The sequence below is a fragment of the Vibrio sp. 1F169 genome (genome assembly GCF_041439605.1).
Taxonomy (GTDB): Bacteria; Pseudomonadota; Gammaproteobacteria; order Enterobacterales; family Vibrionaceae; genus Vibrio; species Vibrio tasmaniensis_A.
On sequence record NZ_JBGOOI010000016.1, the window covers coordinates 1 to 20748 of the forward strand.

General features: G+C 45.3%; 17 protein-coding genes. 5 read left to right on the forward strand and 12 right to left on the reverse strand.

The annotated features are described in order from the left end of the window. The first annotated feature begins 363 nt into the window (after nucleotides 1–363). Complete coding sequence (locus ACED53_RS08900) at nucleotides 364–1842, forward strand: peptide MFS transporter (RefSeq protein WP_102580021.1); 1479 nt, start codon at nucleotides 364–366, stop codon at nucleotides 1840–1842. A gap of 204 nt (nucleotides 1843–2046) precedes the next feature. Then, nucleotides 2047–2829, forward strand: a complete 783-nt coding sequence (locus ACED53_RS08905) for a siderophore-interacting protein (RefSeq protein WP_017100655.1) — start codon at nucleotides 2047–2049, stop codon at nucleotides 2827–2829. A gap of 114 nt (nucleotides 2830–2943) precedes the next feature. On the opposite strand, the gene gntR is transcribed toward ACED53_RS08905, so the two are convergent. The 12 genes from gntR to ACED53_RS08965 all read right to left on the reverse strand — a co-directional run bounded on the left by gntR (nucleotide 2944) and on the right by ACED53_RS08965 (nucleotide 16865). Then, nucleotides 2944–3945 carry a gluconate operon transcriptional repressor GntR gene (gene gntR, locus ACED53_RS08910; RefSeq protein ID WP_017100656.1) on the reverse strand — a complete coding sequence of 334 codons (1002 nt, stop codon included), beginning with the start codon at nucleotides 3943–3945 and terminating at the stop codon, nucleotides 2944–2946. A gap of 139 nt (nucleotides 3946–4084) precedes the next feature. Next, nucleotides 4085–5593: an NADP-dependent phosphogluconate dehydrogenase gene (gndA, locus tag ACED53_RS08915; RefSeq protein WP_371715244.1), complete on the reverse strand. Its 1509-nt coding sequence runs from the start codon at nucleotides 5591–5593 to the stop codon at nucleotides 4085–4087. Nucleotides 5594–5596: 3 nt separating this feature from the next. Beyond that, complete coding sequence (locus tag ACED53_RS08920; protein ID WP_017059513.1) at nucleotides 5597–6094, reverse strand: gluconokinase; 498 nt, start codon at nucleotides 6092–6094, stop codon at nucleotides 5597–5599. A 118-nt stretch (nucleotides 6095–6212) separates the two neighbouring features. Then, a complete protein-coding gene (locus ACED53_RS08925; protein ID WP_012600364.1) occupies nucleotides 6213–7535 on the reverse strand; it encodes a TRAP transporter large permease subunit in 1323 nt (440 codons plus the stop codon). Continuing rightward, complete coding sequence (locus ACED53_RS08930) at nucleotides 7528–8085, reverse strand: TRAP transporter small permease subunit (protein WP_004730132.1); 558 nt, start codon at nucleotides 8083–8085, stop codon at nucleotides 7528–7530. Before ACED53_RS08930 ends, ACED53_RS08925 begins: the two co-directional genes overlap by 8 nt. 65 nt (nucleotides 8086–8150) lie before the next feature. Next, the gene (locus tag ACED53_RS08935) at nucleotides 8151–9167 is read right to left on the reverse strand and encodes a TRAP transporter substrate-binding protein (RefSeq protein WP_017100658.1); all 1017 of its coding nucleotides are present in this window, start codon (nucleotides 9165–9167) and stop codon (nucleotides 8151–8153) included. A 200-nt stretch (nucleotides 9168–9367) separates the two neighbouring features. Then, the gene (locus ACED53_RS08940) at nucleotides 9368–10270 is read right to left on the reverse strand and encodes a multidrug transporter (protein WP_017100659.1); all 903 of its coding nucleotides are present in this window, start codon (nucleotides 10268–10270) and stop codon (nucleotides 9368–9370) included. Nucleotides 10271–10407: 137 nt separating this feature from the next. Further along, nucleotides 10408–11112, reverse strand: a complete 705-nt coding sequence (gene phnR, locus ACED53_RS08945; protein ID WP_010428770.1) for a phosphonate utilization transcriptional regulator PhnR — start codon at nucleotides 11110–11112, stop codon at nucleotides 10408–10410. 68 nt (nucleotides 11113–11180) lie between these two features. Continuing rightward, the gene (locus ACED53_RS08950; protein WP_198927410.1) at nucleotides 11181–12890 is read right to left on the reverse strand and encodes a putative 2-aminoethylphosphonate ABC transporter permease subunit; all 1710 of its coding nucleotides are present in this window, start codon (nucleotides 12888–12890) and stop codon (nucleotides 11181–11183) included. 21 nt (nucleotides 12891–12911) lie between these two features. Further along, entirely contained in the window at nucleotides 12912–14021 is a 1110-nt protein-coding gene (locus tag ACED53_RS08955; protein ID WP_017100661.1) for a putative 2-aminoethylphosphonate ABC transporter ATP-binding protein, read from the reverse strand. Between the two features lie 227 nt (nucleotides 14022–14248). Continuing rightward, nucleotides 14249–15670 (reverse strand): FAD-dependent oxidoreductase, encoded by a 1422-nt coding sequence (locus tag ACED53_RS08960; protein WP_017100662.1) that lies wholly within the window; start codon nucleotides 15668–15670, stop codon nucleotides 14249–14251. A 184-nt stretch (nucleotides 15671–15854) separates the two neighbouring features. After that, nucleotides 15855–16865 (reverse strand): putative 2-aminoethylphosphonate ABC transporter substrate-binding protein, encoded by a 1011-nt coding sequence (locus ACED53_RS08965; RefSeq protein WP_017100663.1) that lies wholly within the window; start codon nucleotides 16863–16865, stop codon nucleotides 15855–15857. A gap of 350 nt (nucleotides 16866–17215) precedes the next feature. Between ACED53_RS08965 and phnW the strand changes: the two genes are divergently transcribed. The 3 genes from phnW to phnX all read left to right on the forward strand — a co-directional run bounded on the left by phnW (nucleotide 17216) and on the right by phnX (nucleotide 20691). Beyond that, nucleotides 17216–18319 (forward strand): 2-aminoethylphosphonate--pyruvate transaminase, encoded by a 1104-nt coding sequence (gene phnW, locus ACED53_RS08970; protein ID WP_102580022.1) that lies wholly within the window; start codon nucleotides 17216–17218, stop codon nucleotides 18317–18319. Then, on the forward strand, nucleotides 18319–19758 hold the full coding sequence (locus ACED53_RS08975) for an aspartate aminotransferase family protein (protein ID WP_017099969.1): 1440 nt from the start codon (nucleotides 18319–18321) through the stop codon (nucleotides 19756–19758). Before phnW ends, ACED53_RS08975 begins: the two co-directional genes overlap by 1 nt. Nucleotides 19759–19872: 114 nt before the next feature. After that, a complete protein-coding gene (gene phnX / locus ACED53_RS08980) occupies nucleotides 19873–20691 on the forward strand; it encodes a phosphonoacetaldehyde hydrolase (RefSeq protein WP_012600354.1) in 819 nt (272 codons plus the stop codon). Nucleotides 20692–20748: the final 57 nt, after the last annotated feature.

A 20748-nucleotide genomic window follows, 5' to 3' on the forward strand; every position in this document is an offset into this window, starting at 1 on the left:
CACTTACTACCGTTTTTGTTTTGAGTTCCCGCTAATCCGCGATGAACCTTTTTTATTGGCTAAAATCCAACAGCTAATTGAAAGTGATACTCACTTGAATATTTTACAAGATTACCACCCGTAACTTTCCTTTCTTGGCTCGCGGATTAGCAACAAATAAATCTGACCGACATTTACACAACCATCCACTAGCAAAATCTAATATTGCATATTTAACGCATGAGAAAAATGAATCGCCCGATAAGAAAAGATATAGAGAGCAAAGTAACGAACACAGCAAATGTTTCATTTTATGTATTGCTATTAATGATATTATAATTGGGTAATTACACTACATATCAACACAAATTTGAGAATAAAATAATGTGGAATAGATTAAACAAATCAATGATGTTCTGCCAGATGATGTTCGGACTTTCGTTCTATGGCGTCATGGTGATCTTGACTCGTTTCTTCCTTGAAGATCTGAACTACAACGAAGCCGACACCATGATGGTTGTTGGTGCTTTCTCTGCAATCGGGCCGCTATTTGCTATCGCAGGCGGTTTCATCGCCGACAAATTTTTAGGCGCATACCGATCATTGACCATTGCCTTTCTCGGATTCGCAAGTGGTTATGGTCTACTGGTACTCGGTGCCGCAGCGACTAATGTTCCAATGGCTTTATGTGGTATTGCTTTAGCGAGTTATGCGCGTGGTTTGATGTCCCCTTCTTACCCAAGTCTTTACAAACGCACGTTCAAAACTCAAGAAGATTTCGAAAATTGCTACCCAATCAACTACTCAGTAAACAATATTGGTGCTCTATTAGGTCAATACCTGTTCCCAATGCTAGTGCTAGTTGTCGGTTTCCACGGTGGCTTCCTTCTCTCAGGTGTTCTAGCCGGTGCTGCACTTCTGATGATGCTCTTTGTTCGCAAAGGCCTTGTTGAAGCAAGTGCTGAAATCGACCAAAAACCAGTTAGCACGAAAAACTGGGCTGCGTTCCTCGGTCTTTCTGCTGCAATGATTGGCTTGGTATTTTTCATGTTCTCTAACATGGATATCGGCCAGAACATTGTGTACGCGATCGGCGCAGCAGCAATCGTCTACTTTGTCTCTTTGATGATGAAATCGAAGAAATCAGACATGCTGAAAATGGGTACTATCTTAATCATCACATTCCTGACGACATGCTTCTTCGTGTACTACGGCCAAATGATGACGTCGATGACAATGGTAGCGATCAACACAATGCGTGGCGATCTACTCGGCTTCATCCCTGTAGCCCCAGAAGCTTCAATGGCAATGAACCCACTTTGGTGTATGGTTGCAGGCCCTATTATTACGGGTATCTTCTCTAAGCTAGAAAAGAAAAACATTCACTTCTCTACCGCAACCAAAGTAGGTTTCTCTTTCATTCTGACGGCGATCGCTTTCGGTATCTTAACGATGGCAGTAACGACCGTAGGTGAGGATATTCTGATTCGCCCTGAAGTGTTCTTAGCAATCCACTTCTTCCTGGCATTTGGTGAAGTTATTGTTGGTTCTATGGTTGTAGCCTTCATTCTGTCTGTTGCACCTAAGCACATCGAGAACTTCTCAGTAAGCTTATTCTCTGTAGCAATCGCAATGTCAGGCATTGTTGGTGCTGTATTCTCAACGTCTATTGCACTTGAGAAAGGCCAAGAGATCACACAAGAGATCGTTCAAACGGTTTACGGTGATTACTTCCAACTATTAACGGTTTTAGCCGTTGTCATGGTCGGTATCGCGATGGCTGCATCGTTCATTATTCGTAAGATGCTAGACGCAGCGAAAGCTGCAGATGAGACGATTGAACTAGAGCAAGCAAACAGCTAATTCTGCTCACGTTAACACAGCTTTAATACGCCAAGCCCTTTAGTTTTCTAGAGGGCTTTTTTGTCGGTATGGATGCCAGGGTAAATAGATTGGTGATTCAAGTTACGTTGCGCTGTGTAAATCAAAGTAAATGATAACTATTAGTATTGAGTGTTTTTTAGTTCAGGATTATGATGTCGGAATCAAAACCTAAGAGAGCCTTATATGAGCAAGCCTAGCCCTATCACATTAACTGTTACTCAAACCTCAACCATTACACCGAACATGCAGCGTATAACGCTTAGCGGTGAAGGATTAAGTAAGTATCCAACCGAATGTGCCGGCGGCTACATCAAGCTTTTGTTCTCGCCACTCGGCACCACTGATTTGAGCCAACTGAACGAAGGTGAGCGCCCAACCATGCGCACTTACACCATTCGTCAGTACAACCCTTCAGAGAAGTTTATTGAGGTTGATTTCGTTCGCCACATCACTACAGATTTGCAGTGTGGTTTTGCAGCAAGGTGGGCAATGAACGCGAAAGTGGGTGACACAGTTTCAGTGGCTGGCCCAGGTTTAATTCAAGGACTTAACCTAGAGTCAGACTGGTTCTTCTTAGTTGCAGATATGACATCCCTACCTGCGCTTTCTGCAAAAGTAAAATCGCTTCCAGAGCACGCCGTAGGGCACGCCGTCATCCAGATCAATTCAGCAGCAGATAAACAAACGCTTGAAGCACCTCAAGGTATAAAAGTCACTTGGTTAATTGAAGATGAAACTGAAGAAACACTTTCACAAACGGTTCGCAATTTAGAATGGTTAGACGGTCAGGTTTCGATTTGGACAGCGTGTGAATTTGAAAGCATGCGCGAGCTGAGACAATACTTCCGAAACGAAAAAGAAGTCGCGAAAGAGAACATCTACATTAGCAGTTATTGGAAGCGTGGCGTCACTGAAGATGGCCACAAAGTGTTGAAGCAACAAGATGCTCAAGCTTTAGCAGGTTAAGTCTGTTACTACATACATCTTTTTGCCAGATAAATAAAAACGCCCTTAGCGAAGTTCATCTCGTTAAGGGCGTTTTAGTTTGAATCCAATGAAGAGCAAAGCCGAAGTGTAAGATTAAATACTCTCTCCCACTTCAATCTCGTAACCGAGATCCAGCTTCGCCACCCATTCTTTGTTGCCTTGTAGACGCGCTACAACTTGCTGTGCAGCGACTTTACCGATCTGCTCCCTTGGTGTTACGACAGTCGCTAAACGCGGCGTCATCGCCACTGTGATGTCGTGTCCGTGGAAACCCGCAATCGCCATCTTCTCGGGTACTTGAATACCACGTCGTACGCATTCGTAAAAAGCACCAATGGCCAAATCATCGTTAGTACAGAAAATACCATTCACTTGTGGGTGTTTCTCAAGTAGCTCGCCAATCAGTTTAGCACCAAGAGTAAACGAGGAAGCGTCTTCCGTTTGCAGTGTCACAGGCGTTTTATCGGCTTCTTGCATTGCATGCTCGTAGCCCGCCATTTTCAAACGAGTACGTTCATCCATACGTGCTGCTAAGTAAGCGATATTGGTGCGCCCTCTCTCGAGCATGGTTTTGGTCATCGCTCTAGCCGCTTCGAAGTTATCAAAGCCAACCGCTTGTTCTATTCTTGGCGACACTGAATCCATAATCTCAATCACAGGGATAGAAACAGTCTGCAACATCTTACGCGCTCTATCGGTGTGCACGTTTTCTGAAAGGATAATCGCATCCACATTGTAAGAAAGCAGCGAAGCGATGCTCTGCTCTTCCAGTTCTGCGCTGTAGCCATAGTGGGCAATCATGGTTTGGTAGCCTGCGGGCGCTGTGACTTGTTCAATGCCACGGATAACTTCAGCAAAAACTTGGTTGGTTAACGAGGGAACCAAAACACCAATCGCATTGCTTTTTGCGTTGGAAAGAATGTCTGGTGCGCGATTAGGAATATAACCTAGCTCGTCTACTGCAGCGCTGATCTTGTCTCGCAGCGCTTCTGACACTTGAGAAGAGTCTCGCAGGCAGCGACTGACGGTCATTTTAGTGACACCAACGAGGTTGGCAACATCTTGTAATGTGGGACGTTTCTTCTTATTCGACATAATTAGTAATTATTATTTTTGAGTTATGTTACTGGTAATAGTGTATCCGACTGACGTGGAATTTGAAGCCTAATTTAGTAAAATGTTGATACAGTGTCATAATTACAAACGCCCTCTTGTTGAGGGCGTTATTGATTGTTTAAGCGTTCACTTTTACTTCAGTTCTTGGAGACTGACTCCAAGTCACGTGAAACTTTTCTGCTTCATCTCTATCGACTCGCGAATAAGTATGAGAACCAAAATAGTCACGTTGCGCTTGCAGCAGATTTGCAGGCAACACCTCACAACGTAATGAGTCGAAGTAACTCAGAGCAGAGCTGATTCCCGGCATCGGCACACCATACAGAGCTGAGTTCGCTACCGCGATGCGCCAAGCAAGCTCACGCTCTTCCACTTGTTTGATGAAAGCCTCATCAAACAACAGGTTCGCCAGCTCAGCATTTTGTTGATAAGCCGATGTAATACCTTGCAAGAAAGCGGCACGAATAATACAACCCGCTCGCCAAATCTTAGCTATTTGAGTGAAATCGAGATTCCAACCCTCTTTGTCTGACGCTGTCTTCAATAAATCAAAACCTTGGGCATAAACAGACAGTTTGGCGCAATATAGGGCATCGTGAAGCTCAGACATAACCTCGGCTTTATCCAGCTGACTAGCATCAGCAATACTGCCTTTTAGAAGCTGACTACCTTGAATACGTTGTGATTTTTGACCGCTCATCGCACGTGCATAAACCGCTTGAGCAATGGTTGGAGTTGGGCACCCTTCCTGAAGACTGTTAACTGCTGTCCATAAGCCTGTGCCTTTTTGGCCAGCCTTATCAAGCACAACATCAACAAATAGCTTACCCGTCGCCAAATCTTCTTGTTGAAGAATATCGGCACTGATTCCCATTAAGTAACTATTAAGTACACCGTTGTTCCACTGTTCGAAAACTTGGCCAATCTCTTGAGCTGGCATTTCAAGTACATCACTCATGAAATGGTACACTTCGCAGATAAGCTGCATGTCGGCGTATTCAATGCCATTGTGAACCATCTTAACGTAATGCCCAGTGCCCGAAGGTCCAACATACGCCGCGCACGCTTCACCCGCTTCAAACTGAGCAACCGGTAGACCATTAGCATCCACTTTTGCAGCAATCGCTTCCCACATCGGTTTCACATATTGCCAAGCTGATTGGTCGCCACTCGCCATCAGCGCAGGGCCAACACGAGCGCCTTCTTCACCACCAGAAACGGCGGTGCTGAAGAAACGAAGCTTGCCTTTGTAGCTCACTTCGCGTGCTTCGGTATCTGTCCAAAGGCTGTTGCCTGTATCGATAACAATATCGTCGCTCTCTAAACCGGCTTCTAGCAAATTACTCACTACGATATCGACAGGTTTTCCTGCAGGAACGGACAAAGCGATTACACGCGGCTTCGCTAGCCCTTGCAGCACATGCTTAAGGCTAGTCCCTTGTGTGAACTGACCTTTACCAGTAAACAATTCATTAAGCAGCTTTGCTTCTGAACTAGCGCGCTCAATGTTGTCTGTATTCAAATCAAAGCCAGCAACGTTAAAGCCGTTATCCAGTAAGTTGAGTGCAAGGCTTTTGCCCATAACGCCTAAACCAATCATCGCAATGTCGTTTTTTAACTGAGTCATGGTTTAGCCTATCTGCTTAATTTGTTTGAGTGCACTTTCTACTACCTGTTCGACATCTTGTGAGATATCAACAAACAACGCATCGGCTTCATTTGGTTCAACCAAGGTTGCGAACTGGCTTTTCAACATTTCTTGACCATTGAAGTAATGGTTCTCGCGCGCTTTGTGGCGGTTCCAAATGGTGTCGAAGCTACCTTGTAGGTACACGATAACTAAACCTTCATTGTTCTTTCGTAGAATGTCGCGATATTGAGGTTTCAATGCAGAACAAGCAATCACAGCACTTGGCTGCTCAATGTATTGTTTGTTGAGTGTTTCTAGCCATCCTTGACGATCTTCGTCAGTCAGCGGAATACCTTGACGCATTTTTTCTACATTGCTTTGCGGATGGAAGTCATCGCCATCAAAGAATTGAAGCTCTAAAGCCTGTGCGATGCGGCTACCAATTAGGCTTTTTCCGCATCCAGATACGCCCATCACGAGTATTTTTTTGCTTTTCATAAGGCAAGCCTTCCCTAAGCCCCAACTAAAACAGGGGCTGACAATCGAATCTAATAGTTAAACTTGTGTTGCTGTTTATCGGTTCCTGAACGTTAAACTCGCTCTGGAACCTTTGCTGTTATTGCCACCAAAGCGCGAGCTGAGGGAAGATAATAACCAGTGCCAGAACCAATACTTGAAGGGCAATGAACGGCAGTAGTGAAGAGAAAATCTCACCTAAGCTGATGTCTTTTGGTGCTACCGATTTCAGGTAGAAGGCCGCGGGACCAAACGGTGGTGACAAGAACGACACCTGCATGTTTAGACAGAACACAACGCCGAACCATACTGGGTCAAAACCAAGGCCAGTGATGATTGGTACGAAGATTGGCATTGTTAGAAGTGCTACACCTACCCAGTCAAGGAACATGCCTAGTACCAACAAAATAGCCATCATGATTAATAGCGTTACTGTCGCGTTACCGCCACTGAGCGCAAGGATGGTTTCTTCAACAAAATCAATGCCGCCCATCAGGTTGTAGATACCAACCAATGCGCTTGCACCGATACCAATCCACATGATCATGCCGCAAGTACGCATGGTTGCGATGGCACTCTCTTTCAGCATGTTGTAGTTCAGCTCACCACGGATTAGTGCACTGATCATGATGCCAACTACACCCAAAGCAGACGCTTCTGTTACTGATGCGATACCTGTGTAGATACTGCCCAAAACCGTTGCGACAGAAAGTAATGGGAAGAACAGAGCTTTGAAGTAGCTTGGCTGATTGGCGATGTCTTCTTCTGTCTCGTCATCACTTGGAATTGGCGCAAGAGAAGGGTTGAGCTTACAGCGAATCAATACGTAGCCGATGTAACAGCCCGCAAGAATAAACGCAGGTAGGAAAGAAGCTTTGAACAAGTCGCCGATCGATACGCTGGCTGTCATACCGTAGATGATCAGTACGATACTTGGCGGAAGCATGGTACCAAGTGCGCCACCCGCACAGGTTGTACCGATAGCAAGCTTACGGTCGTAACCTAAACGAAGCATTTGAGGCAGAGCAAGAATACCCAGTAGTACCGTTTCACCACCGATAACACCTGACATCGAAGCCAGTAACACAGCTACCAATAAGGTTTGTACCGCAACACCGCCACGAACCTTACGGCCGACAGATTTCATTGCATCAAACAGATCACGCGCGATACCCGAACGGTCTAGTAAAGCGGCCATCAATACGAACATGGGAACGGCAAGGAAAACATAACCAGAAGCAAAGCTGTAGGTACGGCTTGCGATCAAAGGTAAGGCATCAGGACCAAACCAACACAGAGTGAAGAAAATCGCGACAAAGCCTGTTACGAACGCTAGCTGCATACCGGTCAGTAGCAAACCAATCATCATAACCAGCATGAGCAAACTGCCCCATGCGATACCAATAGAAGATAAATCAAACATCGTCATTCTTCCTTAGACCCATCAACTCTTGGATTAGGTGCAATACAAACTGGACAACAAGAACACACAAAACGACAAAAATCAGGCCTTTCAGCAACGCAGGATAAGGCGCGTTTAACACTGAACCTGATGTTTCAAGGCGGAATTCACCCCATGGTGCAAACCACGCTTCTTCCGCAGTGAAGTAAGCCGCGTAAGCGAGCATGCCAGCAAAGGCCAAACCAACAATGTGGTGAACAAGATTAAGATATTTGCGTGCTTGGTTAGACACTGAATCGTAGATAAGAACCACACGTACATGCTTATTCGCAGCAAACGCGTAGATACCACCAATAATGAATAAAGAACCACCGATGAAAGAAGCTGTTTCATGTACCCATGTGGTCGGGGCATCGAATGCGTAACGCATCACAACTTCATAAAATGAAATCAATACAGTAAAAATAAACAACCAGCTAACGAGATTACTGAACTTTATAACAAAACGATCAAGCGCATTTCTTGGTTGCTCGTCGTTTTCAGCTGGGGCGTGGGGGATTTTATCGGTCATGAGCCAAATTTCCTGGGAGAATACGGGAGAGCAGAGCCCTCCCCCGTCAGTAAACTAAGTTTGAATTACAGTAAGCCGTTTTCTTCTAGGAACACAGTCACTGAGGTGTAAACTTTCCCTGCGTTATCAGAACGCTCTGCAAATACCTTCCATTGGCCTTTCGCGATTTCACGGAACTTCTTACGCTCTTCTTGAGACCAGTCGTGGATAGTAATTTCTGGGTTCGCTTGAGCTTCTTTCAGTGCCGCTTGGTCAGCCATTTTCAGCTGAGTCGTCATGTCGTAAGAGAAGTCACGCACTGATGTTTGCAGCATTGTTTGTAGATCAGCTGGCATCTTGTCCCATTTCTTCTGAGAAACAGAGATATCGATTAGAGGCAGTGAGTGGAAGCCCGGTTGAACTGGATGTGTTGCAATATCGTTCATGCCCGCTTTTTGGTTGGTAGAGAATACCGTGTAGTCCGCGGCATCAATTACGCCTTTGCTTAGGCCAGTAAATACTTCAGAACCCGGCAGGTTTACTGGAGTTGCACCCGCGGCTGCAAATACTTGTTGAACTAGGCCCTCAGGCGCACGTAATTTCAGGCCTTTAAGATCCGCAACACCATCGATTGGCTTTTTAGAAATGAAAGATTCAACACCCGTCGTAGAAGCACCAACAAACTGAACGCCGTAAGGCTTGTACAGTTCGGTCATTAGCTCATTACCACCACCGTAGTTCATGTACTGAAGCAGTTGTGTTGTGTCTGACCATGCACCAACCATGTTACCGATAAGACCAAATGCTGGATCTTTACCAGAGAAGTAACCTGTTGCTGTGATGTGACCATCTAGGATGCCCATTTTGATCGCGCCTAGCGTTTCTGTGTGCTTAACCACAGCGCCTACAGGCAGAAGATCGATATCAATACGTCCGTTAGACATCGTCTCTACGCGCTCAGCCCACTTCTGCTGAACTTTGAAGTTCAAATCACCAGATGGATCTGAAGATTGGATTTTAAGTTTAAAGTCTGCAGCCATTGCTGAAGTAGCAAATAGACCAGTGAGGGAGGCAGCAATCAGCGTTTTAGTCAGAGTTTTCATTTGGGTATCCTTATGAGTTTCACAGAGTCCGGTTTGTAATTATATGTTACCGGTAACGTCAAGATGGATGTTACCGGTAACTTTACAACCTTGTCTATGAGAAAGATCACATCTTTAACATTAGTGAAACGTTTGCTATCAATAAGAAAAATGCGACTTAAAAGTCACATTATAGGTTGGAGGTGGGATTTAATTTCTTTTTAAGTCAGTGAGATAATTAAACCTGCAATGATAAAAACGACTCCTACACCACGTGTAACGTGCCACTTTTCCTTTAAAAAGTAGATCCCCATCACTACGCCGAAGATGATGCTTACTTGCCTAAGTGCCACAACCAAACTGACGTTCTCAGTCATGGTCATCGCAAACAACACCAAACCATAAGTCGAAGCCATCATGATGCCGGCCACAGTGGCTTTCTTTCGTAGTATCCACGCATTAGTAAACTCGATTCTTTGGTTGGTTACGAATAACCAAACACTCAGCGGAATCACAATCGCCCAAAACTGAATGCCTAGGTAGAAAATCGCAGTGTGTTTGTTAGTAACGATTTGTGTGCTTAGAGGCTCTAATAATAGAAGCGCCTCTTTATCAATGATCGAATAGCCCGTGGTACCAATAGCGGCGATTAACGCCCACAGCACGCCAAGGTTGAGATACGCTTTTAACCTAAGATCTGAAAACTGCTTAAGTGGTACAAACAAACAACCCAAGGTTATTAAAGTGAACCCAATCCATTGATTCGCTGACAATTCATAGCCGATCAACACAGTCCCTAAACCCACCATCAACACAGGCAGTGCTCGTGCCATTGGGTAAATAACACCGATATCAGCTTGTTTATAGGCCGCACCTAACCCAATCAAATAGATGATTTGACAGATCCCACTCAAGAAAACCAGTTGCCAAAATGGAAGTGAGATATTTGATAGCCCTACACTGTGAACATACCAGAGCAAGTAAGGTGTCAATATCGCTGCGGCGGCAAAGCCAGAGGCTAGGAAGAAAGACGAACCCGATCCTTGATTAGATTTACCTAGAACGTTCCAACCCGCATGAAGCAAAGCCGAAATAATCACGATTACAATGGCAGAGAATTCCATTTCATTCCTAAATTATTGATGAATTAGCACAACGGCTGACAACAGGTGATAAAAAAGGCCTCCGAATAAGAGACCTTTGAGCGTTTCAATTGGGCAATCCTGCGTAATTGCAGGTATGCCAACGTTATAACGTATGACTAGCGCTCTAGCTGTGCGATCGACTCAATGCTGATCGCATCATGACGCCAATATTCAATATCGCAATCAATCAAATCACCGTCTTGATTGTAATTAACACGCTCAACCACCATAGCCGGAGAACCCGAAGTCGCACGCAGAGCTTGCGCTGTTTCGCCCAGCAATGATGTTGTGCTCACACGATAACGTATCTTCTGATACACCACGCCAAAGTGCTCTCGGTATATGTCCGTCAACGACTTAGACAAGTCGTAGTCAAGCAAGTTAGGGAACAGTTCAGGTCGAATGTAGTTGGTCACATACACAACTGGCCTATCTTCAAGGTAACGAACTCTGTCTACTCGATAAACATCCGAAAAAGGTTGTAGCTCAAGAAGCCTAGTTGCTTCCTTGGTTGCTAACATGCCTTTAGCTGCCACTAATTCTGTTTTCGGCTTACGGTTCTGCGACAGAGCCATATTGGTGAAGTTCAGTGTTTGTGTTGGATCGTAACGCAGTGGCGCAGGAGAGATAAACCAACCACGTCGGTCTTCTCGATAAATTCGGCCTTCCGCTTCAAGTGAAGACAAGGCTTCACGTAACGTAACTCGTGTTGTATCAAACGATTCAGCCAGTTTGCGCTCCGCAGGCAGCTTCTGTCGTGGTGTTAACATCCCCGACTCTATCTGCTCTACGATGACATCTTTGATTTTTACGTACTGCACTTCATTTCCTTTTATTCTTGTTCTTGTCGTCAGCCACTCCTTGGCCAACTGCAATATAAAATAGTTCGTTAGCGTTTACGCCAAGCCTGGGTGCGCTTCTCGAATAACTTGTTGATTAACATATGAATCAACTTCGCGCTCGCTGCCGATATCATGATCATCACCGCCATGGCAGCTGCTGCACCCGTTTGTCCAGCATCATCCATATTCAGTACTGAAACTGACGCAGGTATCGTATCGGTAGAATACAAGAATACTACCGCAGATGTCGTGGTAAGTGCATTAATAAACAGGTATGTCGCAATATCTAAAATCGCAGGCAAACAAACCGGCACGGTCACCTTAAAGAACAGCTTGTATTGCGGTAGGTTAACCGAAGCCGCCGTCGCTTCTATCTCCTCAGGCAGCTGTTTTAATGCGGTTAATGCCGTCATGTGCCCTACCGTGTAGTAGTGAACCACGGTGTTGATCACCAAGAACGCCATCGTGCCATACAAAAAGTTAAGTGGGTTGCTCAAGTCATTAAAGTAGAAGATGTACCCCAAACCCAACACCATGCCCGGAACCGCCATCGGCACAACGCTGAGCATTTGCATTGCTTGACGAACTGGACCAAATGCTCTGCCTTTCTCAATGCAATATGCACCCAAGAAAATCAGTACCGTACCGATAATAGCAGTCCATGCGCCCAGCGTTAGAGAGTTGAAGAACGGCGTCCAACCATAAGTACTCATTTCTGCGAAGTTATAGTTATTCAAGGTGAGTGCTTTGTTCCAAGGCCAGAACGTGACCATAGAACCGTATATCGCCATGCCTAGCACGATAACAACAGCAGCAGAGATGATGGTGCAATAAAAGAAACACATGCCATCACGTAGAGTGTTTGGTTCAGGTTGGTACGCGACGGATCGAGTATCAAACAAGCTCTTCTGTTTCTTTTGAACCCAGCGATCCACTGTAAACGCAAGCAGCGCCGGCAATAGCAATAAAATACTGGTTACTGCACCCATAGAGAAATTCTGTTGCCCTACCACTTGTTTAAAAATATCAGTCGATAGAACGTTATAACTGCCTCCAATCACCTTTGGCACACCAAAGTCACAAACCACCAGCGTAAATACAACGATCAGAGTGCTGATCAAACCATACTTTGCCGCTGGTAACGTCACCATGAAGAAGGTTTTTAGCGATGAAGTATTGAGTGCACGTACCGCCTCATACAGACGAGCGTCAGACGTTCTTAACGAAGTGGTCAGAATCATCAAGGCGTGTGGAAACGTCCAGAATATCAAGCCCAGTGAGATACCAATCAAGCCATAAACCGAGTTGCCACCTAAGACTTCTTTAGCGATACCTTGATTACCAAATAAGAAGATCAAACTGATCGCTGGAAGCAATGAAGGAGCCAAAATAGGCGCTGAACCTAGCACTTGAAAAAGCCCCTTAAAAGGCATGCATGAACGAGTCAAAGCATAGGCATAGCCAAACGCTAGTACCCCCACGACAACGGTCACTAACAACCCAAGCGTGAACGTATTGCCTACCGATTGCCAAAGGCTTTGAGAAGCAAAATACGTTGCGAAATTCTGTAATCCTACAAATTCGCCATCTGCGTTCTGAACACTCTTTTTCAACATTGCCCACAGTGGCATCAGGATAAACAGCGTCATGAACACAGACAAAAAGGCCAACAGCCCAAATAGGATTACGTTGTCTTTACTTAATCGAGCAAAAAAAGGCTGTACTCGTCGTTGAATTAGCAGCTTAGATTGCATCATTTGAGTCGATTCCATGATTATTTACGCCGCCTCGTCTTTCATCACTTGCAGGCTTTTCGATGGGTAAGCTCTCAGGCCTTCTTGGTCAAACGCCACATAACGAATATCACTGCGACGCAGCTTCAATCGGTTGAACTCTTTGACTGATACATCGACGATGATCTCTTTCGCCGTTGAGTCATGTTGCAATTGACACTCAACACGATAAAACGCCCCTAAGAATTCGCTTGATACGATTCTCACTGGGAAGGATTCACTAAAACGATCAACAAACTGGATTTGCTCTGGACGAACGGCAATATCGAAAACATCACCAAGTTTTGGAGTGAGGTTATCTAAACCCGGCAACGGTAGCATCGACTCAGCAATACGTATCTTGCCTTGCGCTGCGACAGAAGCTTGAATGAAGTTCATGCTACCAACAAACTCAGCCACAAAACGACTGACAGGTTTTTGGTAGATCTCTTGTGGAGCACCGACCTGCTCGATAACACCGTGATTCATCACGACAATACGGTCGGCCATCGTTAGGGCTTCATCTTGGTCGTGCGTCACCATAATAGTGGTGATACCCAGCTTACGTTGCAGTTGGCAGATCTCATCACGCAGGTGTGTTCTTACCTTCGCATCCAACGCAGAAAGCGGTTCATCAAGTAACAACAAACCTGGAGAAAGAGCCAATGCGCGAGCCAAAGCAACACGCTGCTGTTGTCCGCCAGACAGTTGATTCGGATACTTTTGGCCGGACGTTGGTAAACCAATCGTCTCTAACCAAGACTCAACCGTCTCAAGGGCTTCTTTGGTCGACATGCCTTGGTTTTTTAGACCAATCGCAATGTTTTCTTCCACAGTGAGATTTGGAAACAAAGCGTAAGATTGGAACACGATGCCAAAGTCGCGCTTTTCTGGTGGCAAGAAGGTCGTATCATTACCGTTCTGCTCAATAGAACCTGAAGTTGGCAAGTCTAGACCTGCAATCGCACGTAATAAGGTGGTTTTTCCACAGCCGGACGGGCCAAGAAAACAGACGAACTCGCCTTTATCTATCGATAGGGAGATGTCTTTTAACGCTGTAAATTGGCCAAATTGCTTTACAACGTTTTCAATATTCAAATAAGTTTGGTTGCTCATACTACAGCACTCTCCATATGGTATATACCAAATTTAAACTAAGAATATTGCAGTTGAGTGACAAATTTATAGTAGCTAAATGACAGTTATATTGCAGATATAATAAGCATTAAAGATTGCTATTTGTTCAGCATTAACAGTTCGTTCAACGTTGACAGCCCTCAGTGACTTGCCCATAAATCACTGAGAGCCTAAATGTAAACTTCTAATTTAAACGCTGGATTAATCTATGATTCAACCTTGTCGGCTTTGCCCGCCGCACCTGCGAGTTTGGATAACTGTTTATCTAGCCACAATGGCGTGTCACCCGAATCTTCCGCGTTCTCTTTTCTTCGTACCGCATCACGCACCATCATCGCACCTACCCAACGAAATGGCTCTGGCGGGAAGTGTCCCAACGGGCCTTTGGTTAAACCGCTTCGTGTCCATGCATTATCGATATCGAGTACCATTGCTGACAAAATTTTTCCGCCCATACGGGTTTGAGCAACGCCATTACCCGAGTAACCAAGCCCATAATAAATGTTGCTTTGGCCTTTTAGATTACCGAAAAATGGCAATCCAGTCACCGAACGATCTGAGCCGCCAGACCAGTTGTAATCGAATTCACTTTGTTCCAATTTAGGGAACAGTTTTTGGAACGATTGATTGAGAATCGGCAGGTAGTTAGTGGTTTGGTTAAACATGCTTTCAACTTGATTGGCAAACGAGAACTTATTACCGCCTTTACCCAACATGAGTCGTCCGTCCTGGGTATCTCGGTAGTAATGGACAAAGATACGCGAATCTACTACCGCCGCTCCTTTTTCGGGACCAAACTGCTTGAGTTTTTCTGGAATAGGCTTAGTCACTACCATGTCAGACGAGACAACCACAATGCTGCGTTTGAACTCTTTAAAGTGATCGAGCATCCATGCATTGAGCGCTAAGATCACTTTATCGGAAGTTATCGTCCCACCCTTAGTTTGGACGCGAGCTGGCGAGCCGTAATCAAGAGAAGTCATCTCTGTATTTTCGTAAATTTCGACACCCAATTCGATCGCAACGCGGCGTAAACCTCTCGCCAATAACGCTGGCTGAACGCTACCAGCAGCTTCCGAGTAGTAACCTTCAATGTGGCGATCCGACCCTGCTTTATCAGGCAATGACTGATCGCACTTCTTCCAGCTGTTGATACCCTGCTTGACCAACTCATTAACGACAGGCTCCATTCCGCCCTTTTGAGATTCGTTGGTTGCCGTGTAGTAAGTGCCACTTCTATAAAGATGCGCATCGATTTTATGCTCGTTACAGAAAGCTTCGATCTCGTAAATGACCTTTTCAGATTCCTTAACCAACCATTTCGCTTGTTCTTTTCCGTAGAGCTTTTTCAGCGTCGGATACTTAGTTGACCACGTCAGCATGCAACCGCCGTTCGCACCAGAAGCACCGCTACCACATAGGCCTTTTTCAATCACGACAACATGTTTTTCGGGTTGCTGTTGTTTGATTAAAATCGCCGTCCATAAACCCGTATAGCCACCGCCAACAATGGCGATATCACAGTTGACGTCTTTTTGGAGCGGCTTAACCGAATCTAGCCCCGCATTGATGTTGCCAAACTCTTGTTCCAACGCTTGCTTGAACCAATATGAGTAGTGCTTTTTCATTTGTTGTACCTTACTAAAAACCTAAAGGCGTAAAACTAAAAAAGGAAGACCGAAGCCTTCCTTTACTGATTCCTAACTTCTAATGAGCTGCATATCTAATGGACTACGTGTCTAATAAACCATGTGTCTAATAAGCTCAGTAGATAATTAACTCAGGAGCTCATGAACTAAAAAACTCAGCAGATTAAGATTTTGGCTCTGATTTAGCGTCAAACTTGTCAGACCATGTTTTAAGAACGTCGGCACGTTCGCTGCCCATTCGAGCGAAGTCCATTTTTGCCATGTTCTTTTCTACATTAGGGAAGTTCTCTGCTTTGCCTGTCACATCTTTGTGACCAACAACTGGGTACATTTCGATGTAAAGCTCATTTGCCGCTTTAGAAATAGACCAATCGATAACACGTTGTGCTGCATCAGAAGGCTTAACAAGACCTACCGCTTCAGATTCCCAGCCGATGCCTTCAGGCGTAATCACTGAAAGTGGCGCGCCTTGAGTTTTCAGCTTAGCGCCACGGCTCGCCATAGAAATACCGATAGCGACTTCACCCATGCCCGCTTGAACACATGGCTTAGAGCCTGAGTGCGTGTAGTGAGCAATGTTTTGATCTAGCTTCTGCATGTAGTTCCAACCTTGGTCTTCACCCATGTTTTGTAGCCAAGCCGAAACCTGCATGTAGCCTGTACCAGAAGACGCTGGGTTTGACATAGCAATATGGCCCTTGTAGATAGGCTTCGTTAGGTCATCCCAAGACTTAGGTGCCGGTAGATTCAATTGCTTAGCCACCACTTCGTTAAAGCAAACTGCATTGAAGAATGCGTCATTACCATACCAAGCTTGAGTAGACTGTGGGTCGTTAAGATTAGCGCGTAATGCTTCTACACCTTGAGGCGTATAAGGTTTCAAGATGCCCTCTTCTTTAAGCAGCGCCATTGAAGAACCAGCAAGTCCCCAAACGACCTCTGCGCGAGGGTTGTTTTTCTCGGCCAATAATTTTGCCGTCATGATCCCTGTTGAATCACGTACCCACTTGATGTTGATGTCTGGGTTTTCACTTTCGAAAGCATTTTTGTATTTAGCCAGAATGTCAGTTTCAAACGCAGTGTAAACCGTCACTTCCTGTGCTGCATAAGCGTTACCAGCGAGTAGAGTTACTAAAGCTGCAAGTGATCCTTTCATAAAACGGTTTTTCATCATTTTCTCCAGTCAGGCCCGATGCCAAGGTTAGGAATTGCCAAGGTTAAAGTTGTTAAGGCTAGAAGCTCCATCTAGAGGCTTCTATACCCATAAATTCATTTAGGTTGTTAGCACACACCTTTATATTGGTATGTACCAGATTTCGAGTATTAAGCTAACTGGCTTTTATGACGATTAAATGAACAAAAAATGGCAATTTAAAGATCGAAAAATTTCTCAACACAAGTGACAAATTTGAATATGAAGCTTTTGTGAAAATAACGTTTGGGCTATTTACGACCGTTTAAATTGGTTGTTAAAGTAATTGCAAATATTGGTATAGTCCAAAATGCAAATCACGAGAATTAAACATGAGAAACGAATACTTACTGCTGACACCGGGTCCTCTATCTACTTCTGAAACCGTTCGCCAAGCGATGCTAAAAGATTGGTGTACTTGGGATGATGAATACAACAAAGACGTTGTTGAAGTGATTCGTAGCAAGCTAGTGACTTTGGCGACTAAGCAAACGGGTTACACGAGCGTACTGATGCAAGGTAGCGGCACCGCTTCAGTTGAAGCAACAATCGGTAGCGTTATCTCTAAAAGCGGTAAGCTTCTTGTTGTTGACAACGGTGCGTATGGTGCTCGTATTGCTCAAATCGCAGAATATTTAAACATTCCATGCCATGTCGTTTCCCCAGGTGAAACATCACAACCTGACTTGAACGAAATGGAAACGGCATTGGCCATGGATTCAGACATTACTCACGTGGCGATTGTCCACTGTGAAACCACCACTGGCATGCTGAATCCAATTGAAGAGATTGCCAAATTGGCAAAACAGCACAACAAAACCGTCATTCTTGATGCTATGTCGAGCTTTGGTGGCATCCCTATGGATATTGCTGACTTAGGCATCGACTACATGATCAGCTCTGCAAACAAGTGCATTCAAGGGGTACCGGGGTTCGGCTTTGTTATTGCTAAGCAATCAGATCTCGAGAAGTGTAAAGGCCAAGCTCGCTCATTAAGCCTTGATTTGTTTGACCAATGGCACTGTATGGAAAGCAACCATGGGAAATGGCGCTTCACCTCTCCGACTCATACAGTGCGCGCTTTCTACCAAGCTCTACTTGAATTGGAACAAGAAGGCGGCATCGAAGCTCGTCATAGTCGCTACCAAACCAACCAAACCACATTGGTTGCAGGTATGCGTTCTCTTGGCTTTGAACCACTGCTTAATGATGACCTTCACTCACCTATCATTACCTCTTTCTATTCTCCAACTCATAGCGATTACCAATTCAAGGAATTCTATGATCGTTTGAAAGAACAAGGTTTTGTGATTTACCCGGGCAAGGTTTCAAACGCAGACTGCTTTCGAATCGGTAACATCGGTGAAGTTTACCCGTCAGACATTGAAGCTCTCATTGGCGCTGTAGAAAACGCTATGTACTGGGACATCAAATAATGACGATGACCAATCAAGAGCCGATTCTAAAGGCCACACACTTTCGAAGCGAAGGCGATGTGAACACCACGCCAGCACGCGAAAAATGGAACGAATCGCTAAACGATGATGCGACTCAAGCAATGTTAAAGCGTGACTCTGACGTGTTTCTTCATCAAGCCATGTCAACACCTTGCCTAGACACGCTTGAAGCTGCAGAAGGCATCTACATTCAAGATGCGACGGGCAAGAAGTACATGGACTTTCACGGCAATAATGTTCACCAATTAGGTTATGGCCACCCACATATTATTAATAAAGTGACTCAGCAAATGGCGTCATTGCCGTTTTCACCGCGTCGCTTTACCAATGAGACTGCCGTTCAGTGTGCTGAAAAACTCACACAGATCTGCGGTGGTGATTTGAATCGCGTGTTGTTTGCTCCCGGGGGCACATCCGTTATCGGCATGGCGCTAAAACTTACTCGACATGTCACCAACAATTTCAAAGTAGTGTCATTGTGGGACTCATTCCATGGTGCGTCACTCGATGCAATTTCAGTGGGTGGCGAAGCTTGTTTCCGCGAAGGCATGGGGCCATTAATGGCTGGCGTAGAACGCATTCCACCAGCCGTCTCTTATCGCGGTGCTTTCCCGCTTCGCGATAGTTTTCCATTAAGTGGGAATAACGCTAGCGATTCAAACGAGACTGCATGTGATGTGCACTATGCCGATTACCTAGAATATGTGATTGAAAAAGAAGGCGGTATTGGCGCCTTCATTGCAGAAGCGGTTCGTAACACAGACGTTCAAGTGCCAAGTAAGGCTTATTGGAAGCGCATCCGTGAGATCTGTGACAAACACAACGTCATGTTGATCATCGACGACATTCCAAACGGTATGGGTCGCAGTGGCGAATGGTTCACTCACCAAGCGTTTGATATCGAACCTGACATCCTATGTATCGGTAAAGGTTTTGGCGGCGGCTTAGTACCAATCGCAGCCATGATCACTAAAGACAAATACAACACGGCAGCGCAAGTATCTCTTGGTCACTACACCCATGAGAAAAGCCCAATTGGTTGTGCGGCAGCACTCGCGACCATGGAAGTGATTGAGCAACAAAACCTACTTGAAAAAGTGCAAGCAGACAGCGCTTTCGTGCGTGAACAACTGCTTCAAATGAAAGAGAAATACCCAGTCATTGGTGACGTTCGCGGCATCGGCCTACTCTGGGGCGTTGAATTGGTCACCGACCACATCACCAAAACCCGAGCGTTCGATGAAGCAGAAGCCGTACTTTATCAATGTCTGAACGATGGCCTGAGCTTTAAGGTGTCACAAGGTAACGTGATTCAATTGAGCCCGCCCTTGATCATCAGCCGCAGTGAACTAGAAGTCGCTCTGTCTGTATTCGAAAAAGCGATAGCAAAAGTCTGCAAAGACTTTGAATACCTTTAAACCACCTTTTAAAGCATGCCTTGAAGTAATGATTTCAAGCAACCAATAACCTAAAACAATCATTCATCTCCCAGAACAACCTGAGCCGGGAGAGAACAGAAATAGGACACGACTATGAACACAACATCACCTATCCAAGCGGTTATCTTTGACTGGGCTGGCACTATCGTTGATTTTGGATCATTTGCTCCAACCAGTATTTTCGTTGAAGCATTCAGACAAGGTTTCGACTTTGATATCGACTTAGCAGAAGCGCGAGAACCCATGGGGATCGGCAAATGGGACCACATCCAAGCAGTTGGTCGAATCCCAGCTGTTAACGCTCGTTGGAATGCTCAATTCGGACGCTCGATGACCAGTGAAGACGTTGATGCGATCTACGCGGCATTCATGCCTCTTCAGAAAGCAAAAGTAGCAGACCACGCAGCACCAATTTTAAACGCGATTGAAGTCGTGAATAACTTAAAAGAAAAGAACGTAAAAATCGGCTCTTGTTCTGGTTACCCACGAGAGGTGATGGACGTACTAATTCCAGCTGCAGCAGATTACGGTTATCTTCCTGACAACGTAGTTGCAACTGACGACTTACCGCAAGGCGGTCGCCCTGCTCCATTCATGGCACTTAAAAACGTCATTGACCTAGGTGTGACGAACGTCGCTGCGTGTGTGAAAGTGGATGACGCTGCACCGGGTATCGATGAAGGTCACAACGCAGGCATGTGGACAGTAGGCCTTGTACTATCAGGCAACGAAGCAGGCTTAACCTACCAAGAATATGTGGATGCCGACGAAGCGACACTTGCAGCTGCGCGAGAAAAAGCAAGCATTAAGCTAAACAAATCAAACCCGCACTACCTGATCGATACCATCGCCGACTTACCTAGAGTGATTGCAGATATCGAAAAGCGTTTGTTAGCCGGTGAGCGTCCGTAACAGCTAAGCCTCCGCTCCACCTTACAACTCAGGCTATGTAGCCAAATAATCCGTTCA